Annotated in this window: 15 protein-coding genes; 2 read left to right on the top strand and 13 right to left on the bottom strand. The window is 58.2% G+C overall.

Annotated elements, in window-relative coordinates:
* Positions 1–3: 3 nt before the first annotated feature.
* On the bottom strand, positions 4–2,394 hold the full coding sequence (gene ppsA / locus B9Z50_RS06365; RefSeq protein ID WP_108362833.1) for a phosphoenolpyruvate synthase: 2,391 nt from the start codon (positions 2,392–2,394) through the stop codon (positions 4–6).
* A 147-nt stretch (positions 2,395–2,541) separates the two neighbouring features.
* Between ppsA and B9Z50_RS06360 the strand changes: the two genes are divergently transcribed.
* Positions 2,542–3,363, top strand: coding sequence for a pyruvate, water dikinase regulatory protein (locus B9Z50_RS06360; protein WP_108362832.1), 822 nt, complete (start codon positions 2,542–2,544; stop codon positions 3,361–3,363).
* Positions 3,364–3,440: 77 nt separating this feature from the next.
* Here B9Z50_RS06360 and glmM read toward each other — a convergent pair whose 3' ends face one another.
* From glmM to B9Z50_RS06340, 4 genes are all read right to left on the bottom strand, one after another.
* On the bottom strand, positions 3,441–4,769 hold the full coding sequence (glmM, locus tag B9Z50_RS06355; RefSeq protein WP_108362831.1) for a phosphoglucosamine mutase: 1,329 nt from the start codon (positions 4,767–4,769) through the stop codon (positions 3,441–3,443).
* Between the two features lie 83 nt (positions 4,770–4,852).
* On the bottom strand, positions 4,853–5,707 hold the full coding sequence (gene folP, locus B9Z50_RS06350) for a dihydropteroate synthase (protein ID WP_108362830.1): 855 nt from the start codon (positions 5,705–5,707) through the stop codon (positions 4,853–4,855).
* A gap of 93 nt (positions 5,708–5,800) precedes the next feature.
* Positions 5,801–7,717, bottom strand: a complete 1,917-nt coding sequence (gene ftsH, locus B9Z50_RS06345) for an ATP-dependent zinc metalloprotease FtsH (RefSeq protein ID WP_108362829.1) — start codon at positions 7,715–7,717, stop codon at positions 5,801–5,803.
* 106 nt (positions 7,718–7,823) lie between these two features.
* On the bottom strand, positions 7,824–8,486 hold the full coding sequence (locus B9Z50_RS06340; protein WP_108362828.1) for an RlmE family RNA methyltransferase: 663 nt from the start codon (positions 8,484–8,486) through the stop codon (positions 7,824–7,826).
* Positions 8,487–8,517: 31 nt separating this feature from the next.
* Here B9Z50_RS06340 and B9Z50_RS06335 point away from each other — a divergent pair, with 31 nt between their 5' ends.
* Complete coding sequence (locus B9Z50_RS06335) at positions 8,518–8,991, top strand: YhbY family RNA-binding protein (RefSeq protein WP_108362827.1); 474 nt, start codon at positions 8,518–8,520, stop codon at positions 8,989–8,991.
* Positions 8,992–9,059: 68 nt separating this feature from the next.
* Here the strand turns inward: B9Z50_RS06335 and greA are convergent, their stop codons facing one another.
* From greA to fabZ, 8 genes are all read right to left on the bottom strand, one after another.
* Complete coding sequence (greA, locus tag B9Z50_RS06330) at positions 9,060–9,536, bottom strand: transcription elongation factor GreA (RefSeq protein ID WP_053176598.1); 477 nt, start codon at positions 9,534–9,536, stop codon at positions 9,060–9,062.
* A gap of 102 nt (positions 9,537–9,638) precedes the next feature.
* Positions 9,639–12,899 (bottom strand): carbamoyl-phosphate synthase large subunit, encoded by a 3,261-nt coding sequence (carB, locus tag B9Z50_RS06325; protein ID WP_108362826.1) that lies wholly within the window; start codon positions 12,897–12,899, stop codon positions 9,639–9,641.
* 1 nt (position 12,900) lies between these two features.
* Positions 12,901–14,064, bottom strand: a complete 1,164-nt coding sequence (carA, locus tag B9Z50_RS06320) for a glutamine-hydrolyzing carbamoyl-phosphate synthase small subunit (protein WP_199221680.1) — start codon at positions 14,062–14,064, stop codon at positions 12,901–12,903.
* Between the two features lie 197 nt (positions 14,065–14,261).
* On the bottom strand, positions 14,262–15,035 hold the full coding sequence (locus tag B9Z50_RS06315; protein WP_108362824.1) for an RNA methyltransferase: 774 nt from the start codon (positions 15,033–15,035) through the stop codon (positions 14,262–14,264).
* Entirely contained in the window at positions 15,032–15,649 is a 618-nt protein-coding gene (rnhB, locus tag B9Z50_RS06310; protein ID WP_108362823.1) for a ribonuclease HII, read from the bottom strand. Before rnhB ends, B9Z50_RS06315 begins: the two co-directional genes overlap by 4 nt.
* Positions 15,621–16,739, bottom strand: coding sequence for a lipid-A-disaccharide synthase (gene lpxB / locus B9Z50_RS06305; protein ID WP_108363621.1), 1,119 nt, complete (start codon positions 16,737–16,739; stop codon positions 15,621–15,623). Before lpxB ends, rnhB begins: the two co-directional genes overlap by 29 nt.
* Before the next feature lie 56 nt (positions 16,740–16,795).
* Complete coding sequence (gene lpxA, locus B9Z50_RS06300; RefSeq protein WP_108362822.1) at positions 16,796–17,590, bottom strand: acyl-ACP--UDP-N-acetylglucosamine O-acyltransferase; 795 nt, start codon at positions 17,588–17,590, stop codon at positions 16,796–16,798.
* 5 nt (positions 17,591–17,595) lie between these two features.
* Positions 17,596–18,042 (bottom strand): 3-hydroxyacyl-ACP dehydratase FabZ, encoded by a 447-nt coding sequence (gene fabZ, locus B9Z50_RS06295; RefSeq protein WP_108362821.1) that lies wholly within the window; start codon positions 18,040–18,042, stop codon positions 17,596–17,598.
* Between the last annotated feature and the right edge of the window lie 6 nt (positions 18,043–18,048).

Below are 18,048 nucleotides of genomic sequence, written 5' to 3'. Positions count from 1 at the left end.
CGCTCAGCGCCCCAAGTTCGTCCAAGTCTCGATGACGGTATCGGGATTGAGCGAAATAGAGCTGATGCCCTGGTCCATCAACCAATGCGCAAAATCCGGATGGTCCGAGGGGCCTTGACCGCAAATGCCGATGTATTTGCCCTGCGCCAAACAGGCTTGAATGGCTTGAGAAATCAGGGCTGTGACCGCCGGATCGCGCTCGTCAAAATCAGCCGCCAGCAACTCCATACCAGAATCGCGGTCCAGACCCAAAGTCAGCTGCGTGAGGTCGTTCGAGCCAATCGAGAAGCCATCGAAAAACTCGAGAAATTTCTCAGCCAAAATGGCATTGCTGGGGACCTCACACATCATGATGACTTTGAGGCCCTCTTCACCGCGACGCAGACCTTGACTGGCCAACAACTGGGTGACCTTTTCGGCTTGGCCCAAGGTGCGCACAAAGGGCACCATGATCTGCACGTTGGTCAGGCCCATCTCACCGCGCACCCGCTTGAGGGCTTCGCATTCCATGGCAAACGCTTCGCCAAAATCGCGGCTGATGTAACGCGCTGCTCCGCGGAAACCCAGCATCGGGTTTTCCTCTTCCGGCTCGTAACGGCTGCCACCAATGAGCTTGCGGTATTCGTTGCTCTTGAAGTCCGACAAACGCACGATGACCGGCTTGGGCCAGAAAGCGGCCGCGATGCTGGCCACGCCTTCGGTGACTTTGTCCACATAAAAAGCACGCGGAGACGCATGGCCACGGGCCACAGATTCCACGGCTTTCTTCAGGTCAGCATCGATGGCGGGGTAATCCAAGATGGCCTTGGGGTGCACGCCAATGTTGTTGTTGATGATGAACTCCAGACGGGCCAGACCCACACCGGCATTGGGCAGCTGGGCAAAGTCAAAGGCCAGTTGGGGATTGCCCACGTTCATCATGATCTTGGTTTTGATCTCAGGCAGCACACCGCGCTGGATTTCGCTGATTTCGGTTTCCAACAAGCCGTCGTAAATGTGGCCGGTATCGCCCTCGGCGCAGCTGACAGTGACCAAAGTGCCTTCGGTCAACTGCTCGGTGGCGTTACCGCAACCGACCACCGCTGGTATGCCCAACTCGCGCGCAATGATCGCAGCATGGCAAGTGCGTCCGCCCCGATTGGTGACGATGGCGCTGGCACGCTTCATCACCGGCTCCCAGTTCGGGTCGGTCATGTCGGTCACCAGCACATCGCCAGGTTGAACCTTGTCCATCTCGCTGATGTGGTGCACCAAGCGCACCGGACCGGTGCCGATCTTTTGGCCAATCGCGCGGCCTTCGGCCAAGATGGTGCTTTTGCCTTTGAGCTTGTAGCGCAACTCGGGCGTGCCTTTGGCCTGGCTTTTCACAGTTTCAGGGCGTGCTTGCAAGATGTAGAGCAAACCGTCTGTGCCGTCTTTGCCCCACTCGATGTCCATAGGTCGGCCGTAATGCTGCTCAATGACCACCGCATAGCGGGCCAATTGCTCGACCTCGTCGTCGGTCAAACTGAAGCGGTTGCGCAGTTCGGTGGGCACGTCGGTGGTTTTGACCAGTTTGCCCGAGGCGGCTTTTTCTTCTGGCGTGGCGAACACCATCTCGATGAGTTTGGAGCCCAAGTTACGGCGGATCACGCTGCGCTTGCCCGCGGCCAACATGGGTTTGTGAACATAAAACTCGTCCGGGTTCACCGCGCCCTGCACCACCGTCTCGCCCAAGCCGTAGCTGGAGGTGATGAACACCACGTCTTCAAAACCGGACTCGGTGTCGATGGTGAACATGACACCAGCCGCGCCCAGATCAGAGCGCACCATGCGCTGCACACCCGCCGACAAGGCCACTTCAGCGTGGGCAAACCCCTTATGCACACGGTAGCTGATGGCGCGGTCGTTGTACAAAGAGGCAAACACCTCTTTCATCTTGTGTAGAACGTCCTCAATGCCGACCACATTCAAGAAGGTTTCTTGTTGGCCGGCAAAAGAAGCATCCGGCAAGTCTTCGGCTGTGGCCGAGGAGCGCACCGCAAACGAAGCCTCCGGGTTGTTGCCCTGCAGGCGCACAAACTCCTCACGGATGGCTTGCTCCAGATCGGCAGGGAAAGGTTGGGCCTCGACCATGGCACGGATTTCAGCGCCCGCTGCGGCCAAGGCACGTACGTCCTCGGTGTCCAAGGCGTCCAAACGTGCATTGATGCGCTCGGTCAGTCCATCAAAGGCCAAAAACTGTCGGAAGGCATGGGCGGTGGTGGCAAAGCCTGTGGGCACGCGCACGCCCGAGGGCAGCTGGGAAATCATCTCCCCTAAGCTCGCATTTTTGCCGCCGACCGATTCAACATCGGTCATGCGCAACAACTCAAAGGGAACGACCAGGGCGGTCTCACTGAAAAGAACAGACATGCTAAAGCTCCAAAGTTAAAACCAGGCTCCAGTGCAAAGGTCAGGGTTTTAGGTTGTTCTTGGAATGGAACCCTGATCCGGCCACGGTGGATAATTGACTGATTTTAGGGGTCTTGTTGACCTCGTCATTTGAAATAAATTACAAGCATGTCAAAACGCACTGTATTTTTCGTCTCTGACGGCACGGGCATCACGGCCGAAACTTTTGGCAACGCGATCCTGGCCCAGTTCGACATGAAAACGCGGCATGTCAGGCTGCCTTTCACCGACACCATCGACAAAGCGCATCAGGCGGTGCGGCAAATCAACCACACGGCCGAGGCCGAGGGCAACAAACCCATTGTGTTCACCACCTTGGTCAACATGGATGTGCTCAAGGTGCTGCAAGAGCACTGCCAAGGCATGCTGCTGGACATGTTTGGCACCTTTGTGAACCCACTGGAAGGGGAATTGGGCATCAAGTCACACCACCGGGTGGGTCGCTTTTCGGATGTCAGCAAAAGCAAGGAATACCACGACCGGATCGAGGCCATCAATTTCTCATTGGCCCATGACGATGGCCAGTCCAACCGGGATCTGGAATCGGCCGATGTGATTTTGGTGGGCGTTAGCCGCAGCGGCAAAACCCCAACCAGCTTGTATCTGGCCATGCAGCACGGCCTCAAAGCGGCCAACTACCCCCTGATTCCGGAAGATTTTGACCGCAGACAATTGCCTCCCGCCTTGGTGCCGCACCGGCAAAAGATCTTCGGTCTGAGCATCCATCCGGACCGATTGGCCGAGATCCGCGCCGAACGCAGGCCCAACTCGCGTTACGCCAGCATTGAAAACTGCCGAATGGAGGTCTCGGAGGCTGAAGCCATGATGCGACGATCGGGTATCCGCTGGCTGTCGACCACGACCAAGTCCATCGAAGAGATCGCAACCACCATCTTGCAGGAAATCAAGCCCGAGCGCCTGATTTACTGAGTGCAGGCCGTCCTGGTCAAAGACCGTTGACCGCTCAATAAATCAACGGTAAGACCTTAGCCAAGACCTGCTCACGCTCAACGAAGCGTATCGGCCAAGCGTTCAGCACATTGACGCGCTTGCGCAGCATCGCGCGCCTCGACCATAACGCGCACCAAGGGTTCCGTGCCACTGGCGCGGATCAACACCCGGCCTGCATCACCCAACTCGGCTTCGACGGCTTGCTTGACCGCCCACAATGGGGCGTGCACTTGCCAATCAAAACCCGGCGACAGGCGCACATTGATCAGGGTTTGGGGGAAAAGGCTGACGCCTTCTAGCAACTGCGCCATGGTTTGGCCGCTGCCCACACAGGCTTGCAACACCTGCAAAGCACTGACCAGTCCATCCCCCGTGGTGTGTTTGTCCAATGCCAGCAAATGGCCAGAGCCTTCACCGCCCAACAACCAGCCTTTGTTGTGCAGGACCTCCAACACATAACGGTCGCCCACGTTGGCCCGCTCAAATTGCACACCCCGCTTTTTAATGGCGAGCTCCACGGCCAGATTGGTCATCAGGGTGCCCACAGCACCAGGCACCGCTTCGTCGCGGGCCAAGCGATCAGCGACCATCAGGTACAACAATTCATCCCCATTGAACAAGCGCCCCGAGGCATCGACCAACTGCAAGCGGTCGGCATCACCATCGAGGGCGACACCATAGTCGGCACCGTGGTCCTTGACCGCCTGCACCAAGGCCTCGGGGTGGGTCGCGCCCACACCTTTGTTGATGTTCAGGCCATCGGGTGCACAACCGATGGCAACCACCTCGGCTCCCAATTCGTGGAAGACCTTGGGCGCGATCTGATAGGCGGCCCCATGGGCAGCATCCACCACGATCTTCAAGCCCTTGAGGGTCAGGTCGTTGGAGAACGTGCTTTTGCAAAACTCGATGTAACGGCCCGCCGCATCGTCCAGGCGCCGGGTCTTGCCAAGGGCGGCCGAGTCCACCCAAACCGGGTCTTCCAGCAGCCGGGCTTCGACGGTTTCTTCCCAGGCGTCCGACAATTTTTGACCTTGGGCGCTGAAAAACTTGATGCCATTGTCGGCAAATGGATTGTGGCTGGCACTGATCACCACCCCCAATGAAGCGCGTTGCGCCCGGGTCAAGTAAGCCACAGCGGGCGTGGGCACAGGCCCAAGCAAAACCACGTCGACGCCCGCTGAATTGAAGCCTGATTCCAGTGCACTTTCGAGCATGTAACCGGAAATGCGGGTGTCTTTGCCGATCAGAACCACTGGATGAGCTTCTTTGGCCTTCAACACACGGCCCACGGCATGGGCCAAACGCAAGATGAAATCGGGTGTGATCGGGCTTTGTCCGACTGTGCCGCGAATGCCGTCTGTCCCGAAATATTGCCGAGCCATGCCATAGTCCTTTTTTTGTAATGAATGCCTTGATTTTAATGGCCCCAACCCTATCCACTCCTGACAGGCGCGTGTGTTGGCGCTCAGTTGTGGACAGCCGCTGTCTGCAGGGCCTGCCAGACTCGAAGGGCATCCACCGTGGGCTTGACATCGTGCACACGCACCAAGCGCGCCCCCCGCTCGACCGCCATCAAAGCCGCCGCCACACTGGCCGACAGACGCTGCGATGGCGGGGGCATCAGCCCATCTTGTGCCAACACCGCCCCCAAGGACGATTTGCGGGACCAAGCAGCCATCAAAGGACGATCCAGCGCCAACAAGTCCGATTGATGGGCCAGCAATTCAAAGTTCTGATCCACGGTTTTGCCAAAGCCAATGCCCGGATCGAGCACCAATCGGGCCGCATCAACACCTTGCGCTAGCAAGCTTTGTAGGCGTGCTTGCAAAAACTGTTGAACAGCGCTGACCACATCACCACTCATGGGCTGCAGTTGCATGGTCTGAGGGTCGCGATGCATGTGCATCAAACACACCCCACAAGAGGGATGGGCCGCCACCACACGCTCGGCACCGGGCTGCCGCAAAGCCCAAATATCGTTGACGATGTCCACGCCCAAATCCAGAACCGCCTGCATCACCTCGGGTTTGTAGGTGTCCACAGAGATCGGCACCTGCCAGTGAACGGCTTCGCGCAAAAAAGGCATCAACCGTGCCAACTCCTCGTCCATCGGCACCACTTGGGCACCGGGCCGGGTGGACTCCGCCCCCACATCCAGAATGCCCGCCCCCTCGCGCAAGAGCTGCTCGGCATGCCGCAAGGCCTGCGAGCCCAGTGCGTGCTGACCACCATCCGAGAAAGAGTCTGGGGTCAGGTTCACGATGCCCATGACCCAAGGGCGCGAAAGGTCCAACTGAAAACGTGTGGTTTGCCAAAGCATGCAGCAATCGACCTTCAATCAAAACAAAAAAGAAAAAACCATTAAAAACGGGGCCCTTAGGCCCCGTTATTTCAATGGCAAGTCTAAGCCCGATCAGGCCGCCGTGGTGGCGGGCTCAGGCTGAACGACTGGAGAGCCGCCGCCGCTGTTACCGCCAGAGGGGGGCGTGCGAGGCGTGAAGTCCTTGGGCGGCAAGGGATCACGGCCCGCCATGATGTCGGCAATCTGGTCTTTGTCGATGGTTTCCCATTCGAGCAAAGCCTTGGCCATGCCGTGCATTTGAGCGCTGTGTTCCTCAATCAAACGACGCGCCAAGCTGTACTGCTCGTCGATGATGCGGCGCACCTCCACATCCACCTTTTGCATGGTGGACTCGCTCATGTTGGTGGTTTTGGTCACCGAACGACCCAAGAACACTTCGCCTTCGTTTTCGGCATACACCATCGGGCCCAGGGCATCGGTCATGCCGTAACGCATGACCATGTCACGGGCAATCGAGGTGGCGCGTTCGAAGTCGTTGCTGGCACCGGTGGTCATCTGATTCATGAAGACCTCTTCAGCAATGCGTCCACCAAACAGCATGCTGATTTGGTTGAGCATGAACTCCTTGTCGTAGCTGTAGCGGTCCTTCTCGGGCAAGCTCATGGTCACACCCAAGGCTCGGCCACGGGGAATGATGGTGACCTTGTGCACCGGATCGCACTTGGGCAACAAATTACCGATGAGGGCGTGACCTGCTTCGTGGTAGGCCGTGTTGCGGCGCTCTTCCTCTGGCATGACCATGCTCTTGCGCTCAGGGCCCATCAGGATTTTGTCCTTGGCTTTTTCAAAGTCGGCCATCTCGACCACACGGGCATTGCGACGCGCTGCCATCAAGGCCGCTTCGTTGCACAGGTTGGCCAAGTCAGCACCGCTCATGCCGGGTGTGCCACGGGCAATCACTGCAGCGTTGACATCCTGGCCGATTGGTACTTTGCGCATGTGCACGTTCAGGATTTGCTCACGGCCGCGGATGTCGGGCAAGGTCACGTAAACCTGACGGTCAAAACGGCCGGGACGCAACAAAGCGGCGTCCAGAATGTCCGGACGGTTGGTGGCCGCCACGACGATCACCCCCAAATTGGTCTCAAAGCCATCCATCTCGACCAGCATCTGGTTGAGGGTTTGCTCACGCTCGTCGTTGCCGCCACCCAGGCCTGCACCACGTTGACGACCAACCGCGTCGATTTCATCAATGAAAATGATGCAAGGCGCGTTCTTTTTGGCGTTTTCAAACATGTCGCGAACACGGGAAGCACCCACGCCCACAAACATTTCGACAAAATCAGAACCAGAAATGCTGAAGAACGGCACTTTGGCTTCGCCAGCAATGCTTTTGGCCAGTAATGTCTTACCGGTTCCAGGAGGCCCCACCAACAACAAGCCACGCGGAATACGACCACCCAGTTTCTGAAATCGCTGAGGATCCTTGAGGAAGTCGACCACCTCTTTGACTTCTTCTTTGGCTTCATCACAACCGGCCACATCCGCAAATGTGGTGTTGTTGTTGTTTTCGTCCATCATGCGCGCCTTGGACTTTCCAAAGCTGAAAGCACCGCCTTTGCCACCACCTTGCATTTGGCGCATGAAGTAGACCCACACACCAATCAGCAAAAGCATAGGCCCCCAGCTGACCAGCAAGGTCATCAGCAAAGAGCCCTCCTCGCGGGGCTTGACATCGAACTTGATGCCGCTGCTGATCAAATCACCCACCAAACCGCGGTCGAGGTAGGTGGCGGTGGTCTTGATACGGCGGTCATCGACCGTGACAGCCAGAATCTCAGTGCCACCAGGGCTCTCGGAAATCGTGGCGCTCTTGATCCGGTTGCTGCGCACCTCTTCCAAAAAATCAGAGTAACCAATGGCATTCGCGCCAGCGACACCACGGTTGTCAAATTGTTTGAACAAGGTGAACAGCACCATGGCAATCACCATCCAAACGGCAATTTTGGAAAACCAGGGGTTATTCAAGAGAGACTCCAATCGAAAAAAATGACTGTCACCATTCTAGGCCTGCCAGAAGCCTTGGTGACACAAGTGAGAGGTTTTGGCCCTCTAAAAGCTCGGAATTAGGGCCTCAAACCCCGTGAATCAGGCCCATGCCAACCAAAAAAGTCTCTGAAGACTTGTCCCGAGATGATTTGGGTTTGATCGGCTTGACCACCTTGAAGGTCTCCTTGAACATCTTGACGATCTGGCTGTAGCCGCTGCCGTGAAAGACCTTGACGACCAAGGCGCCCTGCGGCTTCATGTGGTGTTGCGCAAATTCCACGGCCAGCTCAATCAAATGTTGGACCCGCGCCGCATCTGACGATTCGATGCCCGACAAATTGGGGGCCATGTCGGACACCACCACATCGGCCTGACGCCCTTGCAAAGCCGCCTCCAGCAAGGCGGCGACTTCGTTTTCACGAAAATCCCCTTTGATGAACTGGACCCCCTCCACCGGCTCCATGGGCAAAATGTCCAAAGCGATGATGGTGCCGTTGAGCTCCCCCACGGCAGCACCATCGGGTGACAAGCGGCGGCGCAAATACTGACTCCAGGCACCAGGGGCAGAGCCCAGGTCCACCACCAAATGGCCGGGACGGATCAGGCCCAGGGTCTCGTCGATTTCCTTGAGTTTGTATGCCGCTCGCGCCCGGTATCCCTCTTTCAGGGCCAGTTTCACGTAGGTGTCATTGACATGGTCGTTCAACCAAGCTTTGTTGACCTTTTTACTTTTGGTTTTGACTTTCATTCTTTTGCGTCCTTGCGGGGATAATACGGGGATGCCCCAAATACAACTCACACCTGCCGAGCGCAAAGTTTTTCGCGCCGATGCCCACCACCTTGATCCGGTCGTCATGATCGGCGGCGATGGCTTGACCCCTGCGGTCATCAAAGAAACAGAAGCGGCGCTGAACGCCCACGGCCTGATCAAGATCCGCGTGCTGGGCGATGACCGTGCCGCACGCGAAGCCATGTTCGCGCAACTGGCCGATCAACTCAGCGCCGCGCCTATCCAGCACATTGGCAAACTTCTGATCCTGTGGCGCCCACAGCCAGACAAGCTCAAGGCTGTCGACGATGATCGCAAAGCAGGTCCTCGCGACTTCAAGATCCTCAAATACAGCTCACGCGGCGGCCAACGCCCCGAGGTCAAAACCGTTCGTGTGCTGGGCAACCAACGCCTGGCAGCCGGTGGCCAGATCAAGCGGGCCAAGCCCAAACAAAAATCAGTCAAAAAAGGACGCCACGACTGATCTTCGAACCGCCCGGAACGGGCCAATTGCATCCAACAAGGCCGCCACACAGCGGCCTTTGTTTTGGCTCAAACGTAGGACACGCCCACGATCTCGTAACGGCGCACGCCGCCTGGCGCCTGCACTTCGGCCACATCGCCCTCTTCCTTGCCAATCAAGGCGCGCGCAATGGGGCTGCTGATGTTGATCAAGCCGAGTTTCAAGTCGGCCTCATCCTCGCCCACAATTTGATACGTCACAGCTTCGCCTGAACTCTCATCTTCGAGCTCGACGGTGGTGCCAAACACCACACGCCCGCCCGCATCCACCGACGCTGGGTCGATGATCTGCGCGGCGGACAACTTGCCTTCGATTTCCTGAATGCGGCCTTCAATGAAGCCCTGACGGTCTTTGGCTGCATCGTATTCGGCGTTCTCGCTCAAGTCGCCCTGGGCGCGCGCTTCGGCAATGGCCTGGATCACGCCGGGGCGGTCCACCGTTTTAAGGCGATGCAACTCGTCCTTGAGTTTTTCTGCACCACGTTTGGTGATCGGGATGGTTGACATGTTCGGTTCTCCAAAAGCAAACCGCCGAGTCTTGAAACTCGGCGGTCATTCACAGCATTATGCCTTGCACCCTGTCAGGGATGCAGAACTGCAGACCTGGGATCAGGGGGCCAGTTGCGCGTGCATTTCCTGGATGGAAATCACGTCCAACTGGTCCATGTACTTCATGCCCTCAACAGCCGCTTCCGCGCCCGCAATGGTTGTGAAGGTGGTGACCCGATTGAGCAAAGCCGAGGTGCGGATGTGGCGCGAGTCGGCGATCGCATTGCGACGCTCTTCGACCGTGTTGATGACCAGCACAACTTCGTTGTTCTTGATCATGTCCACGATGTGCGGGCGGCCTTCGGTCACTTTGTTCACTGTGGCACAGGCCACGCCTGCGTCGGCTATCGCGTTGGCTGTGCCTTTGGTGGCGACCAGCGCAAAACCTTGTGCCACCAACTGACGAGCCACCTCAATGGCACGCGCCTTGTCGTTGTTCTTCACCGAGATGAAGACCTTGCCCGAAGGCGTGCCGTCGGCTTTCGTGGGGCGTGGCAACTTGGTGCCTGCACCCATTTGGCTCTTGACAAAAGCTTCGCCAAAGGTCTTACCCACGCCCATGACTTCGCCCGTGGACTTCATCTCGGGGCCGAGGATGGTGTCCACGCCAGGGAACTTCACGAAGGGGAAGACGGCTTCTTTCACGCTGAAATAAGGCGGCGTGACTTCTTTCGTGATGCCTTGTGATGCCAGTGTCTGACCGGCCATGCAACGCGCCGCCACCTTGGCCAGCTGGATGCCTGTGGCTTTGGACACATAAGGCACCGTGCGCGAAGCGCGTGGGTTGACTTCCAGCACGTAGATCACGTCTTTGCCGTCTACGTGTTGAATCGCAAACTGCACGTTCATCAAACCCACCACGTTCAGGGCGCCCGCCATCGCGGCCGATTGGCGCTTGAGTTCGTCCACCGTGGCAGACGACAGCGAGTAGGGTGGCAAGGAGCAAGCCGAATCACCGCTGTGCACACCCGCTTGTTCGATGTGCTCCATCACGCCGCCGATGAAGGTCTTGCCCTCAGGGTCGCGCAAGCAGTCCACATCGCACTCAATCGCGTCGTTCAGGAAGCGGTCCAGCAACACGGGCGAGTCGTGTGACACCTTGACCGCTTCGCGCATGTAGCGCTCGAGGTCACGCTGCTCGTGCACGATTTCCATGGCGCGGCCACCCAGCACGTAGCTGGGGCGCACCACCAAGGGGTAACCCAAGGCAGCGGCTTTTTCCAAAGCTTCGGGTTCTGTACGAGCCGTGGCATTGGGGGGCTGACGCAGACCGAGGTCTTGCAACAACTTCTGGAAGCGCTCGCGGTCTTCGGCCGCGTCGATCATGTCGGGGGTGGTGCCGATGATGGGCACGCCAGCCGCTTCCAAGTCCAACGCCAACTTCAAAGGCGTTTGGCCACCGTATTGCACGATGACGCCGGTTGGCTTTTCTTTGTCGACGATTTCAAGCACGTCTTCCAAGGTGACGGGCTCGAAGTACAAGCGGTCCGAGGTGTCGTAATCGGTCGACACGGTCTCGGGGTTGCAGTTGACCATGATAGTTTCGTAACCGTCTTCGCGCATGGCGAGCGCGGCGTGCACGCAGCAATAGTCGAACTCGATGCCCTGGCCAATGCGGTTAGGACCACCGCCAAGCACCATGATCTTCTTGTTGGTGGTGGGTTCAGCTTCGCACTCGCCGTCTCCATGGCCTTCGTAGCAGGAGTACATGTAGGCGGTGTCGGTGGAGAACTCTGCCGCGCAGGTGTCCACGCGCTTGTAAACTGGGCGGATGTTCAATTCATGGCGACGGGCACGCACGACATGCTCGGTGGTCTTGAGCAACTTGGCCAAACGGCGGTCCGAGAAACCCTTTTTCTTGAGCGCACGCAATTCGTCAGCCGAAATGGCTTCGAGCGTGGTGGTTTCCAGTTCCAGCTCAATCTTGACGATTTCTTCGATCTGCACCAAGAACCAAGGATCGATTTTGGTCAAGCCAAACACCTCGTCCACGCTCAGACCCATGGCAAACGCATCGCCCACGTACCAGATGCGCTCGGGGCCGGGCTCGCCCAGCTCCTTCTCGAGCACTTCGCGGTCCTGGGTTTTTTCGTTCATGCCATCCACGCCCACTTCCAGACCGCGCAGGGCTTTCTGGAAGGACTCTTGGAATGTGCGGCCCATGGCCATGACTTCGCCCACCGATTTCATCTGGGTGGTCAAGCGGCTGTCGGCGGTAGGGAATTTCTCAAAAGCAAAACGTGGGATCTTGGTCACCACGTAGTCAATCGATGGTTCGAACGACGCTGGTGTGGCACCGCCTGTGATGTCGTTGCGCAGCTCGTCAAGCGTGTAACCCACAGCCAGTTTGGCCGCCACTTTGGCGATCGGGAAACCCGTGGCTTTTGAGGCCAAGGCGGAGGACCGCGACACGCGGGGGTTCATCTCGATCACGACCATGCGGCCATCTTTGGGGTTGATCGAGAACTGCACGTTCGAGCCGCCCGTGTCCACACCGATCTCACGCAAAACAGCCAAGGAGGCGTTGCGCAAAATTTGGTATTCCTTGTCGGTCAGCGTCTGGGCTGGAGCCACGGTGATCGAGTCGCCAGTGTGCACGCCCATGGGGTCCAAGTTTTCGATCGAGCACACGATGATGCAGTTGTCCGCCTTATCGCGCACCACTTCCATCTCGTACTCTTTCCAGCCGAGCAGAGATTCTTCGATCAGCAACTCGGTGGTGGGCGAAGCCTCCAAACCGCGCTTGCAAATCACTTCGAATTCTTCGGTGTTGTAGGCAATGCCACCGCCCGTGCCGCCCAGCGTGAAGCTGGGGCGAATGACGGTCGGGAAACCCAAGGTCTTTTGCACATCCCACGCTTCTTCCATGCTGTGGGCGATGCCGGAGCGGGCCGAACCCAGACCGATCTTGGTCATGGCGTCCTTGAACTTCAGGCGGTCTTCGGCTTTGTCGATGGCCTCGGGTGTCGCGCCAATCAGCTCGACTTTGTATTTTTCGAGCACGCCGTGGTGCCAAAGGTCCAAAGCGCAGTTGAGCGCAGTTTGGCCGCCCATGGTGGGCAAGATGGCGTCAGGCCGCTCTTTGGCGATGATCTTCTCAACCGTCTGCCAAGTGATGGGCTCGATGTAGGTCACGTCGGCCGTGGCCGGGTCGGTCATGATCGTGGCAGGGTTGCTGTTGATCAGGATGACTTTGTAGCCCTCTTCACGCAGGGCTTTGCAAGCCTGCACGCCAGAGTAGTCGAACTCACAGGCTTGACCAATGATGATCGGGCCCGCGCCAATGATGAGGATGCTTTTAAGGTCGGTGCGCTTTGGCATGTTATGGAGCCTCCATCAAGTTGATGAAGCGGTCAAAGAGGTAAGCAATGTCGTGAGGGCCGGGCGATGCTTCGGGGTGACCCTGGAAGCAGAAAGCGGGCTTGTCGGTGCGGGCCAAGCCCTGCAAGGTGCCGTCAAACAAAGACACGTGCGTGGCACGCAAGTTGGCGGGCAAGGACTTTTCATCCACTGCAAAACCGTGGTTTTGGCTGGTGATGGAGACACGACCTGAGTCGAGGTCTTTCACAGGATGGTTGGCGCCATGGTGGCCAAACTTCATCTTGAAAGTTTTCGCGCCGCTGGCCAAAGCCATGATCTGGTGACCCAAGCAAATGCCGAAAGTGGGGATGCCGGTTTCGATCAGCTCAGCAGCAGCAGCAATCGCGTAGTCGCAAGGCTGTGGGTCGCCAGGGCCATTGGACAAGAAGATGCCGTCGGGCTTGTGCTTGAGCACCTCTGCAGCAGGGGTCTTGGCGGGCACCACGGTGACTTTGCAACCGCGCTCGGCCAACATGCGCAAAATGTTTTTCTTGACGCCGAAGTCGTACGCGACCACATGAAACTTGGGAGCGGTCAAGTTGCCGTAACCTTCGCCCAAAGTCCACTCGGTTTGAGTCCACTCGTAAGAATGGGGTACGGTGACTTTTTGCGCCAGATCGAGGCCAGCCATGTTGGGCGCGCCTTTGGCAGCGGCCACAGCTTGGTCGATGATGGCTTGAGTAACTTCCTGGCCTTTGGCCAAGCCCACGATCGAGCCGTTTTGGGCACCCTTGGTGCGCAAAATTCGGGTCAACTGGCGGGTATCGATGTTGGCAATGGCGACCGTGCCAGCATCGACAAGGTAGGCAGACAAGGTTTGACTGGAGCGGAAGTTGCTCGCGATCAAAGGCAAGTCTTTGATGATCAAGCCAGCGGCATGGACTTGGTCGGCTTCGATGTCTTCCACGTTGACGCCGTAATTGCCGATGTGCGGGTACGTCAGGGTGACGATCTGCTGGCAATAGCTGGGGTCGGTGAGGATTTCCTGATAGCCGGTGAGCGAGGTGTTGAACACCACTTCGCCGACTGTGGAGCCGGTGGCTCCGATCGAGTTGCCGATAAAGACCGTGCCGTCTGCGAGCGCCAAGATGGCGGGCGGGAAGGTTCCCTGAAGAGACAAAAGCACTGGGTTCTCCGGAATAGTTCGGGTACGCCTCAGCACTCACCAGAGATTGATCTCTTTTTGGCTGCTTGTTCGAGGATTGGGCCTGTGATGGACTGTGGCGTACAGGTTGATGCGGGAAAGCCTCTCATTATAGCTGAGGGCTGCTAGTAAACCCTGACAAATCACGCAGACTTGTCCTACATCTGGGACGAAATGGCTCAGGGGCTTGCAGTGGCGCTGGCGTGAAGGCAAATGGCCGCTGCCGTGGCCACATTGAGCGACTCTTCCCCGCCTGGCTGGGCGATACGCACCTGGTGACGTGCCATGGCCATCAGGCTGGTGCTGACGCCCTGCCCTTCGTGCCCGAAGACCCACGCACACTTTTGGGGCAAATCACCCACTTGCAGCAAGGCGTGCAAAAACGGTCCCTCGTGAGAGCTGGTGGTGAGCAAGGGGACCTGCAAAGCCGCCACATCGGCCTCGCTGACCGCCTCGACCAATTGAAGGCCAAAATGCGCCCCCATGCCCGCACGCAGCACCTTGGGTGACCACAAGGCCGCCGTGCCCTTGATGGCCAGCACCTGACGGTATCCAAAGGCCGAGGCACAACGCAAAATAGCCCCGACATTGCCCGCATCCTGTAAACGGTCCAGCACGACGGTGGCCGCGTCTGGTTGCACATCGTGGGCCGCCTGCCAAGCCACCACAAAGCCCATGCGAGCCGGTGACTCCAGGCCACTCAGACTGGCAAAGAAGGCATCGGGCACCACAAACACCTGATCGGTCAAGCCCAGCCATTCGTCACCCTGCTCTGCTTGAAATGACTCGGTCAAGACCAACTGCAGCGGACGCACACCGCGTTGCAAGGCGGCGCGGCACAGGTGATCGCCTTCCAGCCAAAACTGCCCCGCCTTGCGGTAGGCCGTGCTGTCCTGGGCCAAACGCCGCCAAGCTTTGAGTTGCGGGTTGTCCCGCGAGCTGATCAATTTCATCGCACACTCCTGGCCACTGGGGCAAATGTCATGCGGTGACAATCCGTCGGACCATGGGCTTGCAATGCGGCCAAATGCTGCGCCGTGCCATAGCCCTTGTGCTGATCAAAACCATACGAGGGGTGCTGTTGGTGCATCGCTTCGCACAGCCGGTCGCGGTGCACTTTGGCCAAAATGGAAGCGGCCGAGATCGCGGGCACCAGGGCATCCCCTTTGACAATGGCTTCGGCACGAATGGACAAAGTGGGCAATCGGTTGCCATCGACCAGCACCAATTTGGGCGGCAAACGCAAAGCCTCCACGGCTCGCCTCATGGCCAGCAAGGTGGCTTGCAAAATGTTGAGCTGATCGATTTCTTGCACCGATGCCTCGGCAATCGCGAAACACAGGGCCCGGGCCCGAATTTCATCAAAAAGCGCCTCACGCCGCTTGGCCGTGAGTTTTTTGGAGTCATTCAGACCGCGAATAGGGTTCAGATCGTCCAAGATCACGGCAGCGGCCACCACGGGGCCCGCCAGCGGCCCGCGCCCAGCTTCGTCCACGCCGGCGGTCAGGCCTTCGGTGGACCAATTCAAGGTTTTTTGCTCAAGCAGCAAGGACTTTTTCGAGGGCATGGGTGCTCAATTGTGCGGTGTCGCGCTGCAAGCTCAGGTGCAACTGCTCAAAACGGTCTTGCAAATCGTCCACACGGTCGGGACGTTTCAACCAATCCAATGTGGCTTGGGCCAGTGCCTCAGGGGTGCAATCGTCCTGCAAAAATTCGGGCACAACAAAGTCCTGGCACAAGATGTTGGGCAATCCCACCCAGGGCTGCAGTTTCTGGCGTTTCATGATCTGCCAACTGATCCAATTCATGTGGTAAGCAATGACCATGGGGCGCTTGAACAAAGCCGCCTCCAAAGTGGCCGTGCCACTGGCGATCAAGGTCACATCGCAGGCGGCCAACACCGCATGCGATTGACCCACCACGATCTGCAAGCCTGCAAGCCCACCTTGGGACTGAACCTGCGCCTCAATGGCACTTAACAAGCTAGGCACAGCTGGCAAGACAAATTGAAGGTGCGGCTGGCGCTGCTGCATGAGCTGCGCCGCACGTATAAAACGCGGTGTCATGTGCTCGATTTCCGAGCGTCGGCTGCCAGGCAACAAGGCCACCACGGGCCGCTCTTGATCCAAGCCCAGCTGCGCTCTGGCCGCATGGCGATCGGGCTGCATGGCGATGGTCGATGCAATGGGGTGGCCCACGTAAGTCGCCTCGATGCCCGCGCTCGCCAGCAACTGGGGCTCAAATGGAAAGATGCACAGCATGTGATCGACACTGCGGCGAATTTTCTCTATGCGCTCAGGACGCCAGGCCCATACCGAAGGGCATACGAAGTGCACCGTTGGAATACCCGCCGATTTGAGCTGCGCCTCCAAGGCCAGGTTGAAGTCGGGCGCATCGACGCCAATGAACACGTCGGGTGGGGTGGCCAGCAACCGTTGCTGTAATTGGGCACGGATCGCGACAATGCCCCGGTAGTGACGCAGCACCTCCACATAACCCCGAACCGCCAGCCGCTCGTGCGACCACCACGCATCAAAACCCAAGGCGGCCATGCGAGGCCCGCCAATACCATTGCCTTGCGCTTGAGGCCATCGCTCGCGCAAACCCTGAATCAACAAACTCGCCAGCAGATCACCCGAAGCCTCTCCGGCCACCATGGCAAAGGACAAAGCCCCCGCAGGGGCTTCGGACAGCGGCGAATCTGCAGGCTGTGTCAACGCACGATCCCGCGCTGAGGTGAGGCGGCCTGCAAAAAGCTCAGCATCATGTCCACATCGGGCTGGACCTCGGGCTTATCGACGGCCAAAGCAGCAATGCGGACCATGGCATCGCTGAGCGACAAGCCATCACGGTAAAGCGATTTGTGCATGGCCTTGACGGCGCTGATGCGTTCGGCCGAAAAACCACGACGGCGCAAGCCTTCAAAGTTCATCGAACGCGCTTGTGCAGGCTGGCCTTGTGCCATCACAAAAGGCGGCAGATCGGCAAACAGCAACGAGTTCATGGCCGTGAAACTGTGCGCCCCAATGCGACAAAACTGATGCACCACAGTGAAGCCACCCAGGATCACCCAATCGTCGACCACCACATGGCCTGCGAGTTGTGTGTTGTTGGCGAAAATCGTGTGGTTGCCCACTTGGCAGTCGTGCGCCAAATGCACATAGGCCATGATCCAGTTGTCGTGGCCCACAGAAGTCACGGCCCGGTCACCAGGCGAGCCGATGTTGAAGGTACAAAACTCACGGATCGTGTTGCGATCCCCGATCACCAACTCACAAGGCTCGTTGTTGTACTTCTTGTCCTGGGGCACTGCACCCAAGGAGCTGAATTGGAAAATCCGATTGTCGCGACCAATCGTGGTGTGGCCCTCGATCACGCAGTGGCTGGCCACGGTGGTTCCGGCACCGATGCGCACATGCGGTCCGATCACGGTGTAAGGCCCCACGCTCACCGACGTGTCAAGCTCAGCCCCTGGGCTGATGATGGCCGTAGGATGGATTTGGCTCATGCTGCTCAAGCCTGTGGGATTTTCCGCATGGTGCACATCAACTCGGCCTCAGCGGCGATCTCATCACACACCTTGGCCCGGGCCTTGAACTTGAAGATACCGGCCTTCATGCGGTCGAGCTCCACCTCCAGAATCAGCTGATCGCCAGGCTCCACCGGCCGCTTGAAGCGAGCACCGTCGATGCCCGCAAAGTAATAGACGGTCTGGTCATCAGGGGTCTCACCCAAGGTGTCAAAAGTCAGCAAAGCCGCCGCCTGGGCCAGAGCTTCGAGCATCAGCACCCCTGGCATGACCGGGCGGTGCGGAAAGTGCCCCTGAAAGTGCGGCTCATTGATGGACACGTTTTTCAACGCCTTGATGCGTACGCCTTTTTCGATTTCAAGCACACGGTCCACCAGCAAGATGGGGTACCGGTGGGGCAACTGTTTGAGAATTTTGTGGATGTCCATCATGGTCTT

It is taken from the genome of Limnohabitans sp. Bal53 (assembly GCF_003063355.1).
Taxonomy (GTDB): domain Bacteria; phylum Pseudomonadota; class Gammaproteobacteria; order Burkholderiales; family Burkholderiaceae_C; genus Limnohabitans_A.
The sequence above is the reverse complement of the archived record's forward strand: the minus strand, read 5'-3'. Positions and strand labels throughout refer to the sequence as shown.